Annotated in this window: 19 protein-coding genes and 1 other RNA gene; 14 read left to right on the top strand and 6 right to left on the bottom strand. The window is 66.5% G+C overall.

What is annotated here, in order from left to right:
• Window positions 1-184 precede the first annotated feature (184 nt).
• Window positions 185-625: a CBS domain-containing protein gene (locus QOL82_RS17105; RefSeq protein ID WP_283443512.1), complete on the top strand. Its 441-nt coding sequence runs from the start codon at window positions 185-187 to the stop codon at window positions 623-625.
• Window positions 625-2,772, top strand: a complete 2,148-nt coding sequence (gene fusA, locus QOL82_RS17100) for an elongation factor G (RefSeq protein WP_283443511.1) — start codon at window positions 625-627, stop codon at window positions 2,770-2,772. Before QOL82_RS17105 ends, fusA begins: the two co-directional genes overlap by 1 nt.
• Before the next feature lie 25 nt (window positions 2,773-2,797).
• Here fusA and QOL82_RS17095 read toward each other — a convergent pair whose 3' ends face one another.
• Window positions 2,798-4,540 carry a carboxylesterase/lipase family protein gene (locus tag QOL82_RS17095; protein WP_283443510.1) on the bottom strand — a complete coding sequence of 581 codons (1,743 nt, stop codon included), beginning with the start codon at window positions 4,538-4,540 and terminating at the stop codon, window positions 2,798-2,800.
• A 393-nt stretch (window positions 4,541-4,933) separates the two neighbouring features.
• Window positions 4,934-5,608, bottom strand: coding sequence for a hypothetical protein (locus QOL82_RS17090; RefSeq protein ID WP_283443623.1), 675 nt, complete (start codon window positions 5,606-5,608; stop codon window positions 4,934-4,936).
• A 287-nt stretch (window positions 5,609-5,895) separates the two neighbouring features.
• Here QOL82_RS17090 and QOL82_RS17085 point away from each other — a divergent pair, with 287 nt between their 5' ends.
• On the top strand, window positions 5,896-7,314 hold the full coding sequence (locus QOL82_RS17085) for a hypothetical protein (RefSeq protein WP_283443509.1): 1,419 nt from the start codon (window positions 5,896-5,898) through the stop codon (window positions 7,312-7,314).
• Between the two features lie 70 nt (window positions 7,315-7,384).
• Window positions 7,385-7,600: a hypothetical protein gene (locus QOL82_RS17080; protein WP_283443508.1), complete on the top strand. Its 216-nt coding sequence runs from the start codon at window positions 7,385-7,387 to the stop codon at window positions 7,598-7,600.
• Between the two features lie 136 nt (window positions 7,601-7,736).
• Here QOL82_RS17080 and QOL82_RS17075 read toward each other — a convergent pair whose 3' ends face one another.
• Window positions 7,737-8,201: a hypothetical protein gene (locus QOL82_RS17075; protein WP_283443507.1), complete on the bottom strand. Its 465-nt coding sequence runs from the start codon at window positions 8,199-8,201 to the stop codon at window positions 7,737-7,739.
• Window positions 8,202-8,433: 232 nt separating this feature from the next.
• On the opposite strand from QOL82_RS17075, the gene QOL82_RS29205 reads away from it, so the two are divergent.
• Window positions 8,434-9,897, top strand: a complete 1,464-nt coding sequence (locus QOL82_RS29205) for a YihY/virulence factor BrkB family protein (RefSeq protein WP_346772302.1) — start codon at window positions 8,434-8,436, stop codon at window positions 9,895-9,897.
• Here the strand turns inward: QOL82_RS29205 and QOL82_RS17065 are convergent.
• Window positions 9,816-12,479 (bottom strand): ATP-binding protein, encoded by a 2,664-nt coding sequence (locus QOL82_RS17065; protein ID WP_283443506.1) that lies wholly within the window; start codon window positions 12,477-12,479, stop codon window positions 9,816-9,818. The two genes, QOL82_RS29205 and QOL82_RS17065, sit on opposite strands and share 82 nt — an antisense overlap.
• Window positions 12,480-12,500: 21 nt before the next feature.
• The gene (locus QOL82_RS17060; protein ID WP_283443505.1) at window positions 12,501-13,295 is read right to left on the bottom strand and encodes an ABC transporter substrate-binding protein; all 795 of its coding nucleotides are present in this window, start codon (window positions 13,293-13,295) and stop codon (window positions 12,501-12,503) included.
• A gap of 136 nt (window positions 13,296-13,431) precedes the next feature.
• Between QOL82_RS17060 and rnpB the strand changes: the two genes are divergently transcribed.
• From rnpB to QOL82_RS17045, 3 genes are all read left to right on the top strand, one after another.
• Window positions 13,432-13,763, top strand: an RNA gene (gene rnpB, locus QOL82_RS17055) — RNase P RNA component class A.
• A 42-nt stretch (window positions 13,764-13,805) separates the two neighbouring features.
• Window positions 13,806-14,303, top strand: coding sequence for a hypothetical protein (locus QOL82_RS17050; RefSeq protein WP_283443504.1), 498 nt, complete (start codon window positions 13,806-13,808; stop codon window positions 14,301-14,303).
• Window positions 14,303-15,655, top strand: a complete 1,353-nt coding sequence (locus QOL82_RS17045) for a GAF domain-containing protein (protein WP_346772301.1) — start codon at window positions 14,303-14,305, stop codon at window positions 15,653-15,655. The genes QOL82_RS17050 and QOL82_RS17045 overlap by 1 nt, the downstream gene beginning before the upstream one ends.
• Window positions 15,656-15,668: 13 nt before the next feature.
• Here QOL82_RS17045 and QOL82_RS17040 read toward each other — a convergent pair whose 3' ends face one another.
• Window positions 15,669-16,385 (bottom strand): hemerythrin domain-containing protein, encoded by a 717-nt coding sequence (locus QOL82_RS17040; protein WP_283443503.1) that lies wholly within the window; start codon window positions 16,383-16,385, stop codon window positions 15,669-15,671.
• Window positions 16,386-16,993: 608 nt separating this feature from the next.
• On the opposite strand from QOL82_RS17040, the gene mraZ reads away from it, so the two are divergent.
• From mraZ to QOL82_RS17010, 6 genes are read left to right on the top strand one after another with little or no spacing between them, the layout of a single operon-like run.
• Complete coding sequence (gene mraZ, locus QOL82_RS17035; protein ID WP_283443502.1) at window positions 16,994-17,422, top strand: division/cell wall cluster transcriptional repressor MraZ; 429 nt, start codon at window positions 16,994-16,996, stop codon at window positions 17,420-17,422.
• 6 nt (window positions 17,423-17,428) lie between these two features.
• Window positions 17,429-18,409: a 16S rRNA (cytosine(1402)-N(4))-methyltransferase RsmH gene (gene rsmH, locus QOL82_RS17030; RefSeq protein ID WP_283443501.1), complete on the top strand. Its 981-nt coding sequence runs from the start codon at window positions 17,429-17,431 to the stop codon at window positions 18,407-18,409.
• A complete protein-coding gene (gene ftsL, locus QOL82_RS17025) occupies window positions 18,406-18,678 on the top strand; it encodes a cell division protein FtsL (protein ID WP_283443500.1) in 273 nt (90 codons plus the stop codon). The genes rsmH and ftsL overlap by 4 nt, the downstream gene beginning before the upstream one ends.
• Complete coding sequence (locus QOL82_RS17020) at window positions 18,678-20,444, top strand: peptidoglycan D,D-transpeptidase FtsI family protein (RefSeq protein WP_283443499.1); 1,767 nt, start codon at window positions 18,678-18,680, stop codon at window positions 20,442-20,444. The genes ftsL and QOL82_RS17020 overlap by 1 nt, the downstream gene beginning before the upstream one ends.
• Window positions 20,444-21,982, top strand: coding sequence for a UDP-N-acetylmuramoyl-L-alanyl-D-glutamate--2,6-diaminopimelate ligase (locus QOL82_RS17015; RefSeq protein ID WP_283443498.1), 1,539 nt, complete (start codon window positions 20,444-20,446; stop codon window positions 21,980-21,982). The genes QOL82_RS17020 and QOL82_RS17015 overlap by 1 nt, the downstream gene beginning before the upstream one ends.
• Window positions 21,982-23,358, top strand: coding sequence for a UDP-N-acetylmuramoyl-tripeptide--D-alanyl-D-alanine ligase (locus QOL82_RS17010; RefSeq protein ID WP_430438504.1), 1,377 nt, complete (start codon window positions 21,982-21,984; stop codon window positions 23,356-23,358). Before QOL82_RS17015 ends, QOL82_RS17010 begins: the two co-directional genes overlap by 1 nt.
• Window position 23,359 lies beyond the last annotated feature (1 nt).

Raw genomic sequence — 23,359 nt, 5'->3', positions numbered from 1 at the left:
ATCAATTTTTTCATGCGGGCGGCGCAATGCAGCCCCGGCGCGACAATCGCCGCGTGTCCGCGGCTGGCCGCATCGTCCTGATACAGGCCAAAGCCGCTGGATCCGCATCCAACGCACCGGAGATAGTGTCTATACTGGGTAACCGATGGAATCGCCGCATTTTCAACCAGACCAAGGATGAACGATGAAGACCGTTTCCCAGATACTCCATGCAAAGGGCGCAGCCGACGTGCATGCGGTCAGCCCCGACGAAACCGTGCTGGAAGCGATACGGCGCATGGCCGAGAAGGGCATAGGCGCGCTGGTGGTGAAGGAGGGCGAGTCCATCGTCGGCATGGTCACCGAGCGCGACTATGCGCGCAAGGTGATCCTGATGGGCCGCAACTCCGACCAGACCGCGGTGCGCGAGATCATGAGCCCGACCGTGCTGTACGTCAGGCCGCAGCAGACCAACGAGGACTGCATGGCGCTGATGGCCACCAGCCGCGTGCGGCACCTGCCCGTCATCGAGCACAACCGGCTGGTGGGCCTGATCTCGATGGGCGACCTGGTCAAGGACATCATCTCGGACCAGCAGTTCACCATCGAGCAGCTGGAACACTACATCAGCGGCCAGCATGCGTGATGGCTAAGAGCGCAGGGCCAGCGGGCGCGCATGCCGGCAGCGCCGCGCGGGAAACGCCGATCGAGCGCTATCGCAATATCGGCATATCGGCCCATATCGACGCCGGCAAGACCACGCTGACCGAGCGCGTGCTGTTCTACGCCGGCATCAGCCACCGGATGGGCGAGGTCGACCAGGGCTCGGCGGCGATGGACTGGATGGAGCAGGAACAGGAGCGCGGCATCACGATCACCGCGGCCGCCACCACCTGCTACTGGAAAGGCATGCGCGGCGACCGGCCGCCCCATCGCATCAACATCATCGACACGCCGGGTCATGTCGATTTCACGGTCGAGGTCGAACGTTCGCTGCGGGTGCTCGACGGCGCCTGCATGCTGTACGACGCGGTCAGCGGCGTGCAGCCGCAGTCCGAGACCGTCTGGCGGCAGGCCGCCCGCTACAAGGTGCCGCGCATCGCCTTCGTCAACAAGATGGACCGCACCGGCGCCGACTTCTTCCGGGTGCGGCAGCAGATCATCGACCGCTTGAAAGGCATGCCGGTGCCGGTGCAGATCCCGCTCGGCGAGGGCGCCGCCTTTCGCGGCGTGATCGACCTTTTTTCGCTGCGCGCCATCGTCTGGGACGAAGCCGGGCAGGGCGCGCAATTCCATGACGAGGCGCTTGCCGGCGGCGACATGGAGCGCGCGCTGCAGTGGCGCGCCGCGATGGTCGAGGCCGCGGCCGAGGCCGACGACAACCTGCTGCAGAAATACCTCGACGGCGTGGCGCTGAGCGACGACGAGATCCGCGCATCGCTGCGCCGCCGCACCATCGCCGGCGAGATCGTGCCGATGCTGTGCGGCAGCGCCTTTCGCAACCGCGGCGTGCAGCCGCTGCTGGACGCGGTGCTCGACTACCTGCCGGCGCCTTCCGACATGCCGCCGGTGTCCGGCCTCGACAACACGGGCGAGCAGTCGCCGCGCCAGGCGCGCGACGACCAGCCCTTCGCCGCGCTGGCGTTCAAGATCATGACCGACCCGTTCGCCGGCCAGCTGGTGTTTTTCCGGGTCTATTCGGGCAGGCTCAGGACCGGCGACACGGTGCAGAATTCGCTGCATGGCAAGCGCGAACGCATGGGACGGCTGCTGCAGATGCATGCGAACCATCGCACGGAAATCAGCGAGGTGCATGCGGGCGACATCGCCGCCGCGGTCGGCCTGAAAAGCGTGTCGACCGGCGACACGCTGTGCGACCCGATGCATCCGCTGACGCTGGAGCAGATCAGGTTTCCCGAGCCGGTGATTGCGCAGGCGGTCGAGCCGCGCACCCAGGCCGACCATGACCGGATGGCGCATGCGCTGGAGCGGCTGGCGCAGGAAGACCCGTCCTTCCACGTGCGCATCGATCCCGAGTCCGGCCAGACGCTGATTTCCGGCATGGGCGAGCTGCACCTGGAAATCCTGGTCGAGCGGATGCGGCGCGAGTTCGGCGTCGACGCCAGCGTCGGCGCGCCGCAGGTCGCCTACCGCGAGAGCATCGGCAGCATCTGCGAGGAGAGCGAGGGCAAGTTCATCCGCCAGTCCGGCGGCCACGGCCAGTACGGCCACGTGGTGCTGAAGCTCGAGCCCATGCCTGCAGGCGGCGGCTTCCAGTTCGTCAATGAGATACGGGGCGGCGCGATCCCGCACGAGTTCATTCCCGCGGTGGAGAAGGGCGTGCGCGATGCGATGGCGGCCGGCGTGCTGGCCGGCTATCCGCTGGTGGACCTGAAGGCGACGCTGCTGTCGGGTTCGTACCACGACGTCGACGCCAGTGAAAACGCCTACCGGATGGCGGCGGCGATAGCGCTGCGCGAGGGCTGCCGCAAGGCCGGAGCGTACCTGCTCGAGCCGGTGATGGCGGTGGCGGTGGATGCGCCGGAAGAGCATACCGGCGACGTGCTGGGCGACCTGTCGAGCAGGCGCGGCCAGGTGCGCGGGATGGAGGAAGTGGCCGGCGGCGGCCGCCTGCTGCGGGCCGACGTGCCGCTGGCCGAGATGTTTGGCTACGCGACCACGCTGCGCTCGCTGACCCAGGGGCGGGCCACGTTCAGCATGGAGTTCCTGCGCTATGCCAGGCTGCCTGCCAGCCTGGCGCAGGCCATGCTGGCAGGCAGGAGCATCCGCTAGGAAGGCTTCGTTCCCGGTCCCGTTCTTACTGGACCGAGATCGCCTTCGCCGTCAGCGAGGCGTCGAAGATCACCTTGCGCGGCCATGCGGGCCAGGTCACGCCCAGCGCCGCATCGTTCGGGTTGCCGGTGCGGGCAAAGGAACCCAGGCTCTTCATCATTGCATCGGACAGGTCCAGCCGGCCGCCGCGGTTGGCGGTGGTGTTCATGATGTTGGCCATCAGGGACGGGCCGAAATTGCCGAAGATGAACGGCAGGTCGAACAGGTGGGCTGCGCCGTAGATGTCGTTCCACGGCGCCGGCTCCTTGTCCCAGTTGAACTGGTAATACCAGACCTCGGGCTGCTTGGCCTTCAGCGTGTCGAGCATGTTGATCGCGCTGGCCAGCAGGAAGCGGCGGTTCAGTTCCTGCGAGACGGCGGTGAAGCCCGTGCCCGGCTTGTCGACCGGCAGGTAGCTGGCGGCGATCCACTGCTCGATGCCGATCTGCGGCGCCGCATCCGGCTTGTAGTTGATCTGGGTGCTGACCAGCTGCGCGTCGGTGACGATGCGGGCGTTCCCGGAGCCGCCGACCAGCGGCAGGAAGGACGGGAACAGCTTGCCCTCGTCGCGGGTATTGCCGGCCATGACCGGGCCCTTTACGTAGTTGCCGGCGTTGATGGCGGCGATCGCATCGGTCGGCACCACCGTGCCGTCGGGGATGGGGCCGGAGCCGGCGAGACCCAGCGCGGCCAGCTTGCCCAGCAGGACGTTGAGCAGCAGCGCCGGGTCCTTGGCGCGCATGTAGTCAGCCAGCTGCGCCGGCGTCTGGGTCGCGATGTAGGCATCGACCGTGGCGTCGGTCGCCCGGCCGTCCGCGACCAGCACCTGCTTGAGCAGCGCGTTGCCCTGCGCCAGGTAAGTGGACGCCGGGCTCATCGTGGGGATGCTGCCGGCCGGCAGGTTGGACGCCAGCGACAGGCCGCCGCTCAGCGGCACCGACTTGTGGAACAGCTTGGGGCTGGCATTGGCCATCTGCGGCGAGGTCAGCAGCGCATAGACGTTGATGGCGCCGGCGGACTGGCCCATGATCGTCACGTTGTTGGGGTCGCCGCCGAAGCTGGCGATGTTCTTGTTGACGAACTGCAGCGCCTTGATGCTGTCGAGGATGGCGAAGTTGCCCGAATCATTGGACGCGTCGCCGGTCTTGAGCTGCGGCAGGTTCATGAAGCCGAAGATGCCGAGGCGGAAATTGACCGTGACCACCACCGCGTTGGCGGTGCGCGCCAGGTTGGCGCCGTCGTAGACCGGGTCGGCGGTATAGCCGGAGACGTTGCTGCCGCCGTGGTAGAACACGATGACGGGCAGGTTGCCGGTGTCGGAGGCGGGACGCCAGACATTCAGGTACAGGCAATCCTCGCTGCCGACCGCCTGGTTCAGCGTGGTGCCGACGGTCGCGTCCCAGGTGTTGTTGGCGCCGGGGCCGTAGATGCGGCCGTACTGCACGCAGGCCGGGGCGAAGGACTTGGTCGACTTCGCCGTCGCCCATGCGTCGGGATCGGCCGGGGCCTTCCAGCGCAGCGCGCCGACCGGCGCCTTCGCATAGGGAATGCCTTTCCAGGACAGCGTGCCGCTGGCGCCGGCGTCATTGACGCCGGTGACCTGGCCGAATTGCGTGGAGCGGGTGGCCGGATCGCTGTTGTTGTTGTTGTCGCTGCCGCCGCAGGCAGCCAGCATGGGAAGGGCGATGGCGGCGGCCGCGAACGGCCGCGCGTAGCGTTTGAACTGCATTGATGTCTCCTCAGGATACGGGAAGTGGCTCTTTTTTGATGCCGGTTTTCTTGTGGCCATTGCCGCCGGCTGATGGTGGCGACCAGCGGCAATGGCTGAAACGATCTTATCCCGGTTCCAGAGGCAATTGTTGCCTACCGTATTTTTACGATAACGTTCCGTCGCGCAGCCGACTTGCGGCGGCTGCGCGACGGGACTGCGGCGGCGCAAACCTGTCCCGATTCACAAGGCGCGGTGAACATCCGTAGGGTGTAGTAAGCGCAGGCGCATTACACCATTCGCTTCGAAGAGGCGACGGTGGTTGATCGGCCAGTGGTGTGATGCGCTCCGCTTATTACACCCTACGAATCGGAGCCATCGGCCTCATCCGGTGCGCCGTGCCCGGGATCGGTATTACTTCGCGGCGAAGCAGTAGAGGAGTCCGCCGCCGCCGGTCGCGGCCAGCGCTTCCTGCCCGCATCCGCGCGATGGGTGCGATGAATTCCACGACATCGCCGGCGGCGACTGGTCCAGCCCGGTGCGGTCATGGTGGCCGACCACGGCGGAGCCGGTGCCGCTGCTGGTCCAGTTGCTGCAGGTCATGTCCTTGTCGCCGCCAAAGGCGCGGCCGTCCGGCTGCGAGCCGGTCAGGATGTCATGCAGGTTGGGCTGGTCGCCGCGGCCATTGATCCGGTTGCCCTTTTCCGTCAGCGCGGTGTCCTTGTTGAGGTTATTGACGCCATGCAGCGTCTCGACATCCTTGGCGATCACCACGCCCTTGGCGTTCTGCCATGGCCCGCGGCCGATGCGGTCGCGCGCGTTCACCGCGGCGGCCATGCCGTTGGCGCTGGTGCTCAGGTAGGCGCGCCAGGTATGGCCGCCGGCGCCGACGCTGGCCGCCAGGTTCTGGCAGATCTGGTCGGCGCCGCCCAGGCCGCCCAGGTCGGCGCCCTTGCCGGAACCGGCGCTGGTGACGAAGAAGGTCATCGGGCTGGCTGAGGTTGCAGACCCCGGCATGCTGCCGGCGCAGCCGACGACGGCAGGTAAGAGGACGGTGCATGAGGCAAGCAGGGCAAGGCGGTTGGTCAGGCGCATGGCGGTCTCCTGGTTTATTGGATGGTATTGGGCGGCGTCGGATGCAGGATGCCGCGATGCCGCGATGCAGGCCGTGGGCCTGTGTCGCGACTGGTGTTGATAATAGGGCAAGGACCGTGCCGCAACAACTGCCTGCCGTGCAGCGGATTGGGCAAAACGGACTCCGCTGTGCGGATGCGTTGACACCGGTTGCGGCAGCCACTATGGTCCCTGCACACCGCCCCGCCGACTTTCATCACGGAGAACAAGGATGCCCGCTGGACCGCAAGCCTGGAATCGCATTGAGCCGAGCTGATCCGGCTACCGCTGCGCGGCCCGCAGCGGCGCCCGGATCATGGCGCGGCCTGCTCTACCTGGCCGCCATCGTCATTTTCCTGCTCGCCAGGCTGGCCCACCTGCCGTGGCTGATGCCGGTGGCATCGGTGCTGGCGCTGGTCTCCATCGTGGTGTCGCTGCCGGCCTGCGGGCCGATTGCCCGCACGCTGACCTTGCTGTTCCTGGCGGGCGGCTACCTGATGCTGTGGCGCGCCGGCGTCGGCTGGCCGCAGTACCTGCTGGCGCATGGCGAGATGCTTTACCTGCTGGCGCTGTTCGCGGTGCTGCCGCTGTTGTCCATCCCGGTCCAGCTCGGCGCTTACGGCGCCTCGATCCAGGCCGTGCTGCGTTCCCGCATTTCCGGGCTGTTCCAGCTGAACTGCGTGGTGACCGTGCTGGCCTACCTGTGCGGCTCCTTCATGAGCCTGGCCGCGGTGCCCATCATGCTGACCAGCCTGGCGCCGGTCGTCGACAGCTTTCCATTGCGCGACCCGCAGCGCTTCGCCACGGTGTCCACGATCTACGGCTATGTGCTGCCCATCCTGTGGACGCCGGTATCGGGCGTGGTGGGCGTGGTGCTCTACAGCCTGCATCTCGAATGGACCGCGCTGCTGCCCATGCTGATGGGCCTCAGCGTGGCCGGACTGCTGCTCAACTGGGGATTGTTCTGGCTGATCGAACTGCGCGGCAAGCCGGCGGCCGTTCCTGATGCGCCCCTTCCCGACGCCGGCCACGCGTCACTGGGCCCGGCCTTGCGGCATCTGTCCCAGATGCTGGTGGGCATCGCGCTGATGGTCACGCTGATCGCCGTGTTCGACCGGCTGCTGAAGATAGGCATGCTGACCGTGGTCACGCTGCTCGCCATCCCGTTCTCGCTCGGATGGAGCCTGGCGCTGGGCAAGGGCGGCGCGTTCATGCGGGCGGCGACGACGCAGATGACATCGCGCCTGCCGCGCCTTGCAGACCAGTTCGCGATCTTCCTGGCCGCCGGCTTCTTCGTCAGCGCAATGCATCTGTCCGGTGTCGACCATGCGGTCAACCAGGCGTTCCTGGCGCTGCATCATGTTCTGGGCACCAGGCTCTTCCTGCTCGCGATGCCATTGATGGCGCTGGCCGCGGCGATGGCGGGCGTGCATCCTCTGGTGGCCATCGCGCTGCTGGGCCAGTCGCTGAAGCCGGAGGTGCTGGGCATCGACGCCGAACTGCTCGCACTGACGCTGATCGGCAGCTCGGTGCTGACTTATATGCTCGGTCCGTTCAGCGGCACGCTGGGGCTGGTGCAATCGCTGACACGAGTATCGGGCTACCGGCTTGCGCTGTGGAACCTGCCCTATGCGCTTGGCTATGTCGGGCTGCTGGGGCTGGCTATCCTGCTGCTGCAGTGACTTGCCCCGTCCGCGGGTTGTATAACCGTGCCCCGCCCATACCTGCTTTGAAAGGCAACAGGAGCGCATCATGAATGAACCAGGCAATAACCTGAATGAACAGCAGGCGATCGAACAGGAGCTGCATCAACTCGCGCTCCGGATGGCGCAGGCGCTGGCCGACCTGGAATGTCCAGATTGCTGCGGCGAGCTGCATACCTTCATCGAGCACGGATGCGAGGTTTACCGCGAGGAGTGGGAATGGGCCTGCTTCGTGCAGGTGGTCCGGCACCGCTGCCGGCGCTAGCTGCCGGCGCCGCCCGGAGAACGGCATGAGCCGGCCTTTCCGTCCGGCCCTGTGCCGGTTTCAGGGGCCGGACGTCCGTGCTGTGTGCTTGTGTGCTGTGTGAGTACTGTTGAGCGGCCATGTTCAGCCGCCGCGCTTAGCGCCTGAAGCGCCGGTACAGGAAGTAGGCGATACCGGCGACCACCAGCATCATCAGCAGCGAGCTTCCGCCGCCGCCGCTGCTTTGCGCCGGCATGCCATCCTGGTTCACTGCGGCGGGGTTGCCATTGTTATTGTTGGCGTTGTTATTGGCCGCGCCATGGCCCAGCATCGAACCGACGCCCAGTCCCAGCAGCGCGCCGCCCACCATGCCGCCCATGCCTGAACGCGCCTGCTGCTGCGCCGGGGCCGGCGCCGGATAGGCGGGGGCCGGTTGCGCCTGCTGCCGCATCGGCGCTGTCGGGGCGGGCGCCTGCCGCATCGGCGCCGATGGCGCGGGCGCCATGCGGCCCGCCTGCCTGCCGTACGAGCCGCCGCCGCCAAGGCGCTTGGCCTCTACCGTGGTGGTCAGCGTGGTAAAGGCGAACAATGCCATCAGCACCGTCAGGAAAAATCGCTTCATAGAACCTCCATTACAGGATTGCATTATCGGCTTGCTGGCGGCGCGGCACAGTACGCCAGCGCACCCGGAGCCTCGGGCCGCATCAACTTTATCTCGCCTGATGTTGTTATTCCGCTACTCCTATGTGCGCCCGCGTACCGATAAGGTATTTGGGGCCGGGTTATGCTTTTTTAAAGTTCGGCCGTGCCTTGTGGCGTAGCCGTATCCTGCAAAGACCCGCTCGGACCACACTATGAACAAAGTAAGCGATATTCCATCGGGGCCGCTCGATGGCGCCGATGCGCCGGATGAGACCCTCATCCATTACCGGCCGGTCGATGGCAACCTGGCCGACATGGTCGCCACCCCGGCCAAGGTCACCGGCGCCGTGCTCGGCGCCGCCGCGTTGGGCTACCTGGCGCTGCTGGCCAAGCGCCGCACGCGGCCAGCGCGCACGCGCGTCCTGACGCCACAGGAAGCGGCCCATCGGCTGGCGTCCAAGCCTGTGCCTGGCCTGACGGCCCGGAACGCGCCTGGCGGCAAGCCGACGGCGAAGCATGCCGGCGCGGCGCGTCACAAGGCCCATAGCGCGAAGGCCGGCGCCAAGCCGGGCGCCGCACGACAGCTCATGAACACCGGCAGGTCGCTGTGGACGCTGTTCAACGCGGTCACCGCGTACAAGACAGCCCAGATGCATGTCGACCCGCCGCCCGCGCCCGAAGCGGCCGCGCAGCCGCTGCCGGCGCCTATCCCGCCCAAGCCGGCCGCGCCGGCGCCCGCCGTGGCGGCCCCGGCCTTCAAGCCGATTCCGCAGGGTTCCTTCCTGGCCCGCTCATGGCACCTGATCAAGGCAGCGGTCAGTTCCTGGGTCGACGACTTTGCGCCCAGCATGGGTGCGGCGCTGTCCTATTACACGGTGTTCTCGCTGGCGCCGATGCTGCTGATCGTGATCGGCGTCGCCGGTCTCGTGTTCGGCGCCGATGCCGCGCGCGGCGAAATCGTCACCCAGCTGCGCGGGCTGATGGGCGAGCAGGGCGCGGTGGCGGTCGAGGAGCTGCTGAAATCGGCCAGCGATCCCGGTCAGGGCATACTGGCCACCATCATCGGTTTCGCCACGCTGCTGGTCGGCGCGACGGCGGTGTTCGCGGAACTGCAAAGTTCGCTGGACCGTATCTGGCGCACGCCGGCGCCCATCAATGAAAACGGCATCTGGGGCATGATCCGCACCCGCTTCCTGTCATTCGGCCTGATCCTTGGCCTGGGCTTCCTGATGATCGTGTCGCTGGTGCTGAGCGCAGGCCTGGCGGCGCTGGGAACCTGGTTCGGCGGCCTGATGGACGGCTGGGAATTCGTCCTGCAGGCGCTCAACTTCATCGTTTCCTTCGGCGTCGTCACCGTGATGTTCGCAGCCATCTACAAGTTCATGCCGCATGCGAAGATCGACTGGCGCAATGTCTGGGTCGGCGCGCTCGTGACCGCGCTGCTGTTCACGATCGGCAAATTCCTGATCAGCCTGTATATCGGCAAGAGCGGCGTCGCCTCCGGCTTCGGCGCGGCGGGATCGTTCGCGGTGCTGCTGGTCTGGGTGTATTACTCGGCGCAGATCTTCCTGCTTGGCGCGGAATTCACCTGGGTCTATTCCCACCGCAACGCGCCGCCGCCGGACGCAGCGCCGGTGCCAGTGCGCAACGACGCGCCCGCGACCGCCCCGGCCTGAGCAAGCGGCGCGGCATGCTGCCGCAGCATCGACGCCAGTGCGTCGCGCACGATGGGCTTGGCCAGGTAATCGTCCATGCCTGCGTCCAGGCAGCGTTCGCGGTCGCCCTCGGCCGCATTCGCGGTCATCGCGATGATGGGCAGGTGGCGGCCGCTGGCGCGTTCGGCGGCGCGGATGCGGCGCGTCGCCTCGAAGCCGTCGAGCAGCGGCATCTGGCAGTCCATCAGCACCAGCGTGTAGTCGTGCAGCGCCACGGCCTTCAGCGCCTCCTCCCCATTCGACGCCACATGCGCGGCATAGCCCAGCCGGCTTAGCTGGTGCAGCGCGACCTTCTGGTTGATCAGGTTGTCTTCCACCAGCAGCACCAGGCTGGGCGCCTCGGCGTCGGGCGCATGGGCGGCGGCGCCCGTTGGCGTCGCCTCGGCCGCGCCCAGCATGTAATGGCGGCGCTCCAGCGCGAACAGCAGTGCTTCCTGCAATGCCGCCTGCCGGAACGGCCGACGCAGCGTCGCATGGAATCCGATGCGCACGGCAAGCTCCTGCGCGCTGCCGCTGTCGGCCAGCAGCAGCAGCCGCAAGCCGGAATGGGAGGCGGCCAGCATGCGCGCCGCTTCCTCGGCCTGCGGCAATGCGCCGTCGATGATGGCCAGCGCTGGAAGAACGGCCTGCGCCGATGCCAGCGCTTCCTCCATGCTGGCCGCATGCCGGGGCTGCATGCCCCACGCGTTCAGGTAGCCGGCAATAACGTCCGCATGCCGGCTCAGCGGCGTGAGCAGCAGCACGTTCTCGGGCGGCAGCAGCGGCGTCACGGCGGGCGGCGCCGCGACGCCCAGTTCCAGGTTGAAGCGGAAGGTCGAGCCGCGCCCCGGCTGGCTGTCGACCTCGATGCGCGAACCCATCAGTTCCAGCAGCCGCTTGCAGATGGAAAGGCCCAGGCCGGTCCCGCCGTAGTTGCGGGTGATCGAATTGTCAGCCTGCATGAAAGGCTGGAACAGCCGCGCAAGCGCCTGGTCGCCGATGCCGATGCCGCTGTCGGTAATGTCGAAGTTGACCCGGCAGAAGCCGTTCGCCTGGCCGGCCAGCGTCAGGCGCAGCGTCACTTCGCCGGTCGGCGTGAACTTGATTGCATTGTCCACCAGGTTCAGCAGGATCTGCCGCAGCCTGCCGCCGTCCGCCCTGACGATGGCCGGCAGCGCCGGGTCGACGAAGCTGGCGAGCACCAGGCCGCGGCTCGCGGCGCGGCTTGCGAGCGTGTCGATGCAGCCCTCGGCCAGCGGCAGCAGGGCGCAGTCGACGATGTCGAGGTCCATGTGGCCGGCCTCGATCTTCGAGAAATCCAGGATGTCGTTGATGATGGCGAGCAGCGCTTCGCCGGACTCGCTGATGGTGCGGGCAAACTCCTGCTGCTGCGCATTCAGCGGCGTCTCGCGCAGCGCCGCCGCCATGCCCAGCACGCCGTTCATGGGCGTGCGTATTTCATGGCTCATGGTGGACAGGAAAACGCTCTTGGCTTCGTTCGCCGTTTCCGCCGCGTCCCTGGCCTTGCGCAATTCTTCCCGGGTGCGTTCGCCCGCGGCCATGGTCCGGTGCAGCGCCGCGGTGTACAGCAGCGCCAGCAGCGCCGCGGCAAAGCCGATCGTCTCCAGGCTGCGGGCGCCGTTGCGCCAGCTGGCCAGCACGCGCTCTTCGGAGAGCGCGACCACCGCGACGACCGGGAAGCTGCGGCTGGCGCGGAAGTTCGCCAGGTACCTGCTTTCGCTGCCTTCGGCGTCCTTGCGCACCAGATCGAAGCGGCCGTATTCATTGTCGTTATTGAGCAGGTCGTACATCGGCAGCCGGGCATTGCGGCTGCCGATGGCGAAGGGCGCATCCGGCGTTGCCGCCAGCACCATGCCCTGGTAGTCGAACAGCACTTCATAACCTGCGCTGTCGCGCGGTCCGGCGCGGTGGTCGGGGAACAGGTAGGCCGGATTCACCAGCGCCAGCAGGGTCAAATTGACGCCGCCTATCTTGAGCAGCGTGGCGACCGGCAGCACATAGACGCCGCGCTCGGCGTAGGCGTTCGCAGTGCCGGCGTCGGTCTGTTCGTCGAGCTCGTGCAGGTCGCGCACGAAAAGCGGCCGGCCGTTCTGCAGGCTGTTGTTGATCTCGTTCGGGAAGCCGAGCTGGGACATCGAAAAGCTGCGCCCGATATTCTGCCGGTTCGAGCTGCTGACCACCTGGCCGCCGGCGTCCAGCACCGACACCGAGCGCAGGTAGGTGGAGCTCGACGCGATGGTGTCGAGCAGCGCCTGGACGTCGACGCCGCCCGGCCGCAGCCCGGCCCGGCCCGACGGCAGCAGCAGCACGCGGCTGATCGCGTTGAAGCTGTTGTCGACGCTGGACAGCGTGCGGCTGACATGGCTTTCCAGCACGCTCGCCAGCAGCAGGCCGCGCTCGTCCTCGGCCCGCAGGTCGCCCTTGCGGTCGCGGTCGAGCAGCAGCAGGGTGCCGGCCAGTATGCCTATGCCGCACAGCGCGCCGACGGCGACCAGCAAATGCCGCACCTTCAGGGCCTTGCGGCCCAGCCGTATCAAAATCATGGTTGCTTGCCCGCTGTCATTTCATTGCGTGACGATGATAGCGTCAAGCTGGTGCTTGCGTGCGAACTGCCGCAACCGGCCGTCCTGCCGGATGGTGTCGATGAACGCGTTCATCCGGTCCAGCAGGCTGGTGTCGCCCGGCGCCAGCGCGTACGCGTAGTCGGTCAGGTGAAAGGGCTCCGGCGCGCTGACCAGGCGCGCCCAGTCGGTCAGGGCGAGCATGCGCCGGCTGTACGGGAAGTCGGTCATGAAGGCGTCGGCGCGGCCGGACTCCACCTCCTGCTCGCGGGTTTGCGGCGGCTGCACGGCGAGAAGCCGGGCATGTTTCAGGGTTTGCCGCATCAGCGGCTCCATCAGGGTTCCTGCCTGCACCGCGATCACGCGGCCCGGCTTGTCCAGGTCTTCCCAGCGGCGCACCGCGTTCGAGGTGCGCGAGACGATCGCGTAGACATCGCTGCGCATGGTCGGCTTGGTGAACTGCAACTGGCTGCGGCGCGCCGGCGTGATGCCGACGCTGTGCATCGCGACGTCGCATTCGTCATTTGCCAGCCGCTCGACCAGTTTCTGGAAATCGCTGTCGACATACTGCACCACGACCCCCAGCTCCTTGCCGAATTCGGCCGAGATGTCGATATCCAGGCCCGACAGCAGCCGGGTCTTGGGATTGCGGTAGGTGATGCCGTAGTACTCGGGCCAGATGCAGACCCGCAGCGTCTGGGTTTCGAGCACGCGCTGCAGGCGCGGCGTCGCGCTGGCGCTTGCAGCCGCGATGCACAGCATGCAGGCCAGGGCGAGGCGGCGCGGGATGAGAGTCATGCTGTCCTGTCTGGGAGAAATGCCAGGTTGAATTGCCTATGGTCAATAATATGATTCTACGTGCTTTTGTCGATCCGCTATCCAAACAAGGCGAATCGCGGCGGCGACTGTCGCTTCTTCGGCTACAATGGCGCCCGAAGCAGGCCAGACAGCCGCTGGCCGGCGCTGCGATTCGTTGCAACGCTGGCGGGAGGAAGGTCCGGACTCCATAGAGCAGGGTGACGGCTAACGGCCGTCCGTCGCAAGGCGCGGAATAGGGCCACAGAGACGAGCGTATTTAGTTACGGTGAAACGCGGTAACCTCCACCCGGAGCAATTCCAAATAGGCACGCGTTGATGTTGCTCGCGGAGCGTGCGGGTAGGAAGCTTGAGCCGTGGAGTAATTCACGGCCTAGAGGAATGGCTGTCATAGCGTCCGGGTCACACCGGCCGCCGTAACAGAATCCGGCCTATCGGCCTGCTTCAACTTCCATTAAAATTTCGGCAATTACAGGTCGGGTGTCGCTTGCCATGTCTGTCGCGCCGGAATCCCTTATCGATGCCGCCCAGGCTGCTTTCCTGCAGGGCGGCGTGTCCATCAGCGCCGCCTCCTGCGGCGCCCGTCCGTTTCCCGGCGTCTGCCGCGTGCTGGCATGCAGCGTGGCCCCAGACCGCCGCCGGCTGACGCTGATGGTGGCCCGGCCCTGCGCCCGTGAACTGCTGGAAGACATAGCATACAGCGGACGGGTCGCCGCCGTGTTCAGCCAGCCATCGACCAACCGCACCATACAGATCAAGGGCGACCATGCCCATGCCGGCGTGCCGGATGCGAGCATGCTCGAGGCGGTCCGCGTCCATGCCGACGCCTTTGTCGAGGAAGTCCGGCCCATCGGCTTTCCGGCGCCGCTGGTGCGCTCGCTGCTGCACTGCGCCGACGACGATGTCGTCGCCATCGAATTCACGCCGACCGCCGCCTACGACCAGTCGCCCGGCCCGCGCGCCGGCGCGCCGCTGAAGGCGGGCGCCTGATGCTGCCGCTGGAGAGCATCCGCGAATGCTTCGAGGGCGTGATCCCGGCCGCGATGGCCACCGTGGGCGCCGACGGCATGCCCAACATCGCCTACCTGTCGCAGGTCCAGTATGTCGACCACGAGCATGTCGCATTGTCCTACCAGTTCTTCAACAAGACCCGCCAGAACATCCTGGCCCGCCCGCTGGCGCGGCTGCAGGTCACCAGCCCGGTGACAGGCGCGCAATACCAGCTGTCGCTGGAATTCCGCCGCACCGAGACCGCCGGGCCGCTGTTCGAGAACATGAAGGCCAGGCTGGCCGGCATCGCCTCGCATACCGGCATGGCCAACGTGTTCCGGCTGCTGGGCGCCGACCTGTTCCGGGTCCACCAGGTAGTGCAGGTCGCCAGCCCGTCGCTGCCGCCGCCGCCGCGGCGCAACCTGCTGCCGCCGTTGCGGGAGGCGGCGCAGCGCCTGGCCTGCTGCGCCGACCTCGAAAGCCTGCTGGCCGCCACGCTGGACGCGCTTCGGAACGGCTTCGGCGTCAGCCATGCGATGGTGCTGATCGCCGACAGCGCGCAGCTGCGCTTGTATACAGTGGCGAGCTGCGGTTATGGCGAGTCGGGCGTCGGGTCTGAAATACCGTTCGGCCAGGGCGTGGTCGGCGTGGCGGCGCGCGAGCGCACGCCGATCCGCATCGGCCACATGACGACCGAATATGCGTACAGCCGCGCGATCCGGGAAAACCTGCGGCAGGACGGCGGCGGCGGGGAGATCGACGGGGAGATCCCGCTGCCCGGCCTGGCCGCGCCGTACAGCCAGATGGCGGTGCCGGTGCTGGCCTGCCAGCGCCTGCTCGGCGTGCTTTATGTCGAGAGCGCCGAGGACCTGCGCTTCGGTTACGACGACGAGGATGCGCTGGCCGCGCTGGCGACCCAGCTGGGCGCGATGATCTGCCTGCTGCAGGGCGCGTCCGACGAGCCGGGCGACGGCCCGCGCGACGCCGCGGCCGCTGCGCCGCCCGCACTCCCGCAGGCAGGACCCGGCCCACCGCTTGTCGTGCGGCATTTTGCCGGCAGCGACAGCATCTTTCTCGACGAGGATTACCTGATCAAGGGCGTGGCCGGGGCAATCTTCTGGACCATCCTCGGCGACTACGAGCAGTCCCGGCGGGTCGTGTTCAGCAACCGCGAGCTGCGCCTGGACGGCCGCATCCGCCTGCCCGACATCAGCGACAACCTCGAGGCGAGGCTGCTGCTGCTGTCGCGCCGGCTGCTGGAGCGGCAGGCGGCGGTGCAGCTGAAGAAAACCGGCCGCGGCCGGTTCCAGCTGTGCGTGTCGCGCCCGGTGCAGCTGGTCGACCAGCGCTAGGCGGCGGAGGGCGTCAGGCCGCGATCCGCAGCGGCGACAGCGACGCGGCCAGCTTGTCCCAGGCGCGCGCATCCAGGACCTGGCGCGCCATTTCCAGCATCGCATCGAACACCGGCGGCGGCGCGTCGGCGCGGATGCCGGCCATCACTTCGGCGCGTTCGGCCGGGCTGGAAGCGATCAGTATCCAGCGCAGGCCGGCGGCCAGTTCCTGCGGCGGCATCGCGGCCAGGATCTGCTGGTGCAGTCCGATCAGCTCGCTGTCCATGTAGCAGGCATGCAGCACGGCATTGTTGGCGGTTTCCTCGACATCCATGTGAAGCAGGTTGTCGCCGGTGAATTGCGCCAGCTGCCGCTGCAGCCGCCGCCATGCGGCATCCCTTTCCGCGCCCCGCTGCGTTTCCATCGTCGCGCAGTCGGCCAGCATCGCGGCTACCGACTGCGCATGGTGCAGGTGGTCGTCGGCGGTATCGACGGATGAACCGGGTTGCCGCACCTCCATCGCCGGATGCACGAATCGTTCTTCGTTATGGATATGGTGCTCGCAAAACGCCAGCAGCTCCCGCACCTGCAGCACGGCGCCCGACAGTTCGTCCGGATCTTCCAGGTCGAGCCGGGCAAGCCGGGTCAGGGTGTCGCACAGGAAGGCGCGCACCGCCTTGTGGATGCCGGCGTAGATATCCACGCGGCCTGCCCGTGCGCCGTTTTGCCGGTCGAAGTTGCTTTTTTGCATGTCTGTCTCCATTCGTATGGTGGGTAGGACGCCGCCTCGGCGACGATGGAGATCATGCTAGTCCGTCATCCGGACACGTTTTGCTAAAACAATCCTCAGCAAATCTTAAAAAAACCTTAACACAATAAGTTTCTCTTAAAACACACTTCTGGTCGGAAACCTGGGCATGAAAGTTAATTTTAGCCAATCCCGACTTTTCCGGCTTTTGCAACAATTTAGGACAAAAAAACATGGTATTTGCACACTTTTGATGCGATTAAGCATCAACTTCGTTGATTCATAGAAATTTACAATTTGAAATTGTTTCTTATGGTAAATTTTTAAACACATGTGTTTGCTTCAGAAGTAACTTTCAGTACAGTGCACAAGTCATTGATTTTTATAAAAATAAGGGTAAACGTAGTTCTTAAACGAAATCTGCTAAGTCCTTGACTTCATTAGAGAAAATGCATCTTCAGCCTGTGATATTCCTTGACCGCAAATAGAGCATCCACTAAAGTGGGCGGCAGTGTGAAAAAGTGTCTTTTTGTGGGTGAGTTGGCAAGGCAGGACGCGGCGAAATAATGCACCGTGGCAAGTAGCAAAAATTATAAACAGAGGAATCCAGGGTGTTTCAAGGCGCGTCCGCACTAACTCTCGATGCGAAGGGCAGGATGACTATTCCTTCCCGGCATCGTGACGCGCTGGCAGTGCAATGCGAGGGACGGGTCACCCTGACCAAGCATCCGCACGGCTGCCTGCTGTTTTTTCCGCGCCCGGTGTGGGAAGCCCACCGCGAGCAGATTGCAGCATGGCCAATGTCGGCACGGGCCTGGCAACGGATTTTTCTGGGTAACGCGTCGGATGTCGAAATGGATTCCGCCGGCCGCATTCTGATTGCGCCGGAGCTGCGCAGCGCAGTCGGGCTGTCGCGGGAGGTCATGGTGCTCGGCATGGGCAGCCATTTCGAGATCTGGGATGCGGCCAAACTCGCCGAGAGCGAGGCGCAGGCAGTGGCGGACGGCATGCCCGATGTGTTGAACAGCTTTTCCTTCTAGACCGTGATGACAGAAAACACGGTGCCAGAGTTGCAGCACCGTACGGTGCTGCTGGAAGAAGCAGTCGACGCACTGGCGATCGAAGGCGCGCGCGCGGATGGCATCTTTGTGGACGGCACGTTTGGCCGTGGCGGGCATAGCCGCCGGATTCTGGAGCGACTGAGCCCGCGCGGGCGTCTGATCGCTTTCGACAAGGATCCGCAGGCAATTGCCTCCGCCCATGCGCTGACGCAGTCCGACAGCAGATTTGAAGTAGTGCATGACAGCTTTGCCACGATGGCAGCGGCGCTGGCGGAACGCGGCGTCACGCAGGTCGACGGCATCTTGCTGGATTTGGGGATTTCCTCGCCGCAGGTGGACGACGCGGCGCGGGGATTCAGTTTCAGGATGGACGGCCCCCTGGACATGCGCATGGACACCACGCGCGGGATCTCGGCGGCACAGTGGCTGGAAACGGCGAGCGAACAGATTATCGAGAGGGTGGTACGGGATTATGGGGAAGAACGGTTTGCTTTTCAGGTTGCAAAGGCGATTGTTGCTAGCCGGTCAGTCGCGCCAATTTCAGGCACACGACAGCTTGCCGAGATCGTGGCACGCGCCGTCAAGACCCGCGAGAAAGGCAAGGACCCGGCAACTCGCACCTTTCAGGCTATCCGGATTTTCATCAATCGGGAGCTTGAAGAACTCGAAGTAGGCTTGCGCGGCGCGTTTGGCTGCCTGGCTCCGAACGGGAGGATGGCTGTGATCAGCTTTCATTCGCTGGAGGACCGCATGGTCAAGCAATTCCTCGCCGCCCGGGCCACTGCGCACCAACCCGACCGCCGCCTGCCGATACGCGCGGTGGACCTGCCGCAGCCGGAAATGAAGCTGCTTGCCAAAATGAAGCCGTCCGCCGCCGAAATCGCCGACAACCCGCGTTCACGCTCCGCCGTGATGCGGGTCGCCGTCCGTCTCCCCTATACGCCGCAAGCCGGAGCGCCGAAATGACCGGTCGCCTGAGCCTGGTGCTGACCACGCTGCTGGCCTGCAGCGCGCTGTCGCTGGTCAATGCCCAGTACCAGGCGCGCCGGCTCTTCATCGAGATCGAGCGCGCGCAGGCAGTGACCCGCCAGCTCGAGATCGAATGGTCGCAGCTGCAGCTGGACCAGTCCACGCTCGGCAAGCATGCACGCATCGAAGCCAATGCGCGGCGTGACCTCAACATGGTGCCGCTGACCCCGGCCCGCACGCAATACATCACCGGAGAGGCCAAGTAATGGCGGCCGTGCCACGTCCCAATCCGCGCCGCGCCACCGCGCGCGGCGTGCCGTTTTCCGCCAGCCCGCTGCTGGACGTGAAGCTGCCCGCCTGGCGTTCGCGCCTGGTGCTGTTCATCATGTTCGCCGCTTTCCTGGCGCTGGCCGGCCGGGCGCTGTGGCTGCAGGGGCTGTCGACCGAGTTCCTGCAGAAGCAGGGCGCCGCCCGCTATGCGCGCACGCTGGAGCTGCCGGCCACGCGCGGCAAGATCACCGACCGCAACGGCGAGGTGCTGGCGTCGTCGGTGCCGGTCAAGGCGGTATGGGCGATACCGGACGACGTGCTGGAAGCGCCGCCCGAGAAGCTGCGCGCCTTGTCCGCGTTGCTGGAAATGCCCGAGGCCGAACTGCGCAAGAAGCTCGACTCCGACCGCAATTTCGTCTACCTGAAGCGCCAGGTCGAGCAGGAGACGGTGGACAAGATCGTTAAATTGCAGATCGCCGGCATCGAGACCCGCAAGGAATACAAGCGTTTCTACCCGCAGGCCGATGTGACCGCCCACGTGGTCGGCTTCACCAACGTCGAGGATGCAGGGCAGGACGGCATGGAGCTGGGCATGCAGAAAACCCTGGCCGGCGTCACCGGCAGCCGCCGCGTGATCAAGGACAGGCTGGGCCGCATCGTCGAGGACATCGCCGCGGTGCGCGAGCCGCATGACGGCCGCGACCTCGTGCTGTCGCTGGACAGCAAGATCCAGTACATCGCGTTTACGCACCTGAAGGAAACGGTCGACAAGTTCAAGGCCAAGGCCGGCGGCGTGGTGGTCGTCGACATCAAGACCGGCGAAGTGCTGGCGCTGGCCAACCTGCCGACCTATAACCCGAACAACCGCTCCATCCTGACCGGCGCGATGCTGCGCAACCGGGTCATTACCGACACCTTCGAGCCGGGTTCGACCCTGAAGCCTTTCGCGATCGCGCTGGCGCTGGACACCAAGCGCGTCACGCCCAACACCGTCGTGCAGACGGCGCCCGGCAAGCTGACCATCGGCACCGCCACCATCGGCGACTCGCATGCGCATGGCCCGCTGACCGTCACCCAGATCATCCAGAAGTCGTCCAACGTCGGCACCGCCAAGATCGCGCTGCAGATGCAGCCGCAGGAAATGTGGGAGATGTTCACCACCGTCGGCTTTGGCCAGCAGCCCAAGTTCGGCTTCCCCGGCGCCGTCGCGGGCCGGGTGCGGCCGTTCAAGTCGTGGCGGCCGATCGAGCAGGCGACCATGAGCTATGGCCACGGCATCTCGGTCTCGCTGCTGCAGCTGGCGCATGCGTACACCATCTTTGCCCGCGACGGCGACCTGATCCCGCTGTCCTTCCAGAAGCTGTCGGCGCCGCCGGTCGGCCAGCGCGTCATTACCGAGAAGACCGCCCGCGAAATGCGCGCGATGCTGGAAACCGCGACCGGTCCCGAAGGCACCGCGCCCAAGGCGCAGGTGCCGGGCTACCGGGTCGCCGGCAAGACCGGCACCGCCTACAAGATCGCCGGCGGCCGCTATGTCAGCAAGTACGTGTCGTCCTTCGTCGGCTTCGCGCCGGCGTCCGACCCGCGCATCATCATTGCGGTGATGATCGACGAGCCCAGCGGCGCGCACTACGGCGGCGAAGTGGCGGCGCCGGTTTTCTCCGCAATCGCCGGCAGCGCGCTGCGCGCAATGAACGTCGGGCCTGATTCCACTGTCACCAGCATCATCGTGCCCGCCACCGTGCCGCAGGAGAGCATGTAATGGCGGACGCGGCAGCGGGCATCGTCGCGCTGGTCGACTGGCTGCGTTCGTTCGCGCCCGCCGCGCAGCTGACGTCCGACTCGCGCCTGCTGGCGGCCGGCGACGTGTTCCTTGCCTATCCCGGCGACAGCGCCGACGGCCGCAACTTTATAAGCGCGGCAGTGCAGCGCGGCGCCAGGGCGGTGCTGTTCGACGACGGCGACGGCTTCGAATGGGATGCCGCGCCCGACGTGCCGCATCGCGCCGTCGCCGGCCTCAAGCAGCTGGCCGGCCCGCTCGCGAACGCCTGGTACGACGCGCCCGATGCGCCGATGCTGGTCGTCGCGGTGACCGGCACCAACGGCAAGACATCCTGCAGCCAGTGGCTCGGACGCGCGCTGTCCAGGCAGGGCGAGCCGACGCTGGTGGTCGGCACGCTGGGCACCGGCATCTATCGCAACGGCATGGCCGGCAATTTCAGCGAGACCGGCTACACCACGCCCGACGCCGTGCTGCTGCAGCGCCGGCTGGCGCAGGCCCGCAGCAGCGGCGTGCGTGCGCTGGCCATCGAGGCGTCGTCGATCGGCATCGACCAGGGCCGGCTCAACGGCCTGCATGTCGACATCGCGCTGTTTACCAATTTCACCCGCGACCATCTCGACTACCACGGCGACATGGCGGCCTACGAGGCGGCCAAGCGCCGGCTGTTCGACTGGCCCGGCCTGCGCCACGCGGTGATCAACCTCGACGACGCGATGGGCCGGCGCCTGGTGGACCACCTGCGCAGTCAAGCGCCGGCGGTCGGCATCATCGGCTACAGCATCGCCGACGCCAGCGCTGGCGACGTCCCGGTGCTGCGCGCCAGCGATATTCGTTCCAGCAACAGCGGCACCGTGTTCCAGCTGAGCACGCCGCAGGGCGCAATCCAGGTGCGCACGCAACTTGTCGGCCACTTCAATGTCAGTAACGTGCTCGGCATCGCCGGGGTGCTGCTGGCGCGCGGCGCATCGCTGCGCGCAGTGGTTGATTTACTCGAAGCGCTGCAGCCGGTGCCCGGCCGGATGCAGCAACTGGGCGGCCAGGAAGCGCCGCTCGTGGTGATCGATTACGCGCACACGCCCGATGCGCTCGTGAAAACCCTTGCCACCCTGCGCGAAGTCGCGCAGCAGCGGCATGGCCAGCTGTGGTGCGTGTTCGGCTGCGGCGGCGAGCGCGATCCCGGCAAGCGTCCGCAGATGGGCGCGGCCGCCACCGCGGCCGACCATGTGATCGTCACCAGCGACAACCCGCGCGGCGAAGAGCCGTCGGGCATCATTGAACAGATTATTGAAGGCATGAAGATTTCCAACGCAATGCACAGCGCGCCGCACGTGATTGAAGACCGCGCGGCAGCCATACTTTACGCAGTCAAGCACGCGGCCCGGGCCGACGTCGTGCTGCTGGCCGGCAAAGGCCACGAGACTACCCAGGAGATCAAGGGACGCAAGCTGCCATTCCTCGACGCCGATCATGCCGCGCTGTCGCTGGCCGCGCGCGTGACGATGAAAGGGATGCTGTGATCAAGTCTTCCCTGACGCAACTGCAGACCCGCCTCCATTCCGCACAAGCCACCGCGGCCGCTGCATTCCACGGCCTGTCCACCAACAGCCGCGAAGTCGGCCCCGGCATGCTGTTCGTCGCGCTGCGCGGCGAGCGTTTCGATGCGCACGACTTCCTCGGCGACGTGGCCGCGCGCGGCGCGGCCGCCGTGGTGGCGGAAAAACTGCCGGCGGGCTTCGGGCTGCCGGCGCTGCTGGTGCCGGACACGCGTGCGGCGCTCGGCGAGATCGGCGCCTACTGGCGCCGGCAGTTCGACATCCCGCTGATCGGCGTCACCGGCAGCAACGGCAAGACCACGGTCAAGGAAATGATTGCCGCGATCCTGGCCGCGGAGTTCGGCCCCGACCGCTACCTGGCGACCCGCGGCAACCTCAACAACGACATCGGCGTGCCGCTGACGCTGGTCAGGCTGGAGGCGGCGCACAAGGCCGCGGTCATCGAGCTGGGCATGAACCATCCGGGCGAGATCGCGCAGCTTGCCGCGCAGGCGCAGCCCACCGTGGGCCTGGTCAACAATGCGCAGCGCGAGCACCAGGAATTCATGGCCAGCGTCGAGGCGGTCGCCCATGAAAACGGGTCCGTGATCAGCGCGCTGCCGGCCAACGGCATCGCGGTGTTCCCGGCCGACGATCCCTACACGCCGCTGTGGCGCAGCCTGGCCAAGGCCAGCGGCCAGCGCAAGGTCCTGACGTTTGGCCTGTCGCAGGACGCCAGCGTCAGCTGCACCTACGTGCCCCAGGCCGTCGGCAGCCTGATGCAGGTGCGCGTGGGCCAGCGCGAATTCCCGCTGCGGCTGGCCGCGGCCGGCGTCCACAACGTGCGTAACGCGCTGGCGGCGATCGCCTGCGCGCTTGCCATCGGCATTCACCGGCGCGCCATCGTGCAGGGCCTGGAAAGCTTCCTGCCCGTCAGCGGTCGGCTGCAGCACAAGGCCGGGCGCAATGGCGCCACCGTCATCGACGACACCTACAACGCCAATCCCGATTCGGTGAAGGCCGCGATCGACGTGCTGGCGCAGGCGCCGGCGCCGCGCGTGCTGGTGCTGGGCGACATGGGCGAAGTCGGCACCGAAGGCCGCAAGTTCCATGAAGAGATCGGCGCCTATGCGCGCGGCCGCGGCATCGACCACCTGCTGACGCTGGGCGACCTTGCCGGCAGCGCCAGCAATGCCTTCGGCGCCCGCGCCCGCCATTATGAAAACGTGGAAACGCTGAACGATGCGGCATCGTCGGTCGTGACGCCGTCCTCCACCGTGCTGGTCAAGGGTTCGCGCTTCATGCGCATGGAACGCGTGGTCCAACGCCTGGCAGTCGATGCCGCGCAGGAGGCGCACTAGC

It is taken from the genome of Noviherbaspirillum suwonense, from assembly GCF_900182955.1.
Taxonomy (GTDB): Bacteria; Pseudomonadota; Gammaproteobacteria; order Burkholderiales; family Burkholderiaceae_D; genus Noviherbaspirillum_A; species Noviherbaspirillum_A suwonense.
Note: the sequence above shows the minus strand (reverse complement) of the source record. Positions and strands in the feature narration are given on the sequence as shown.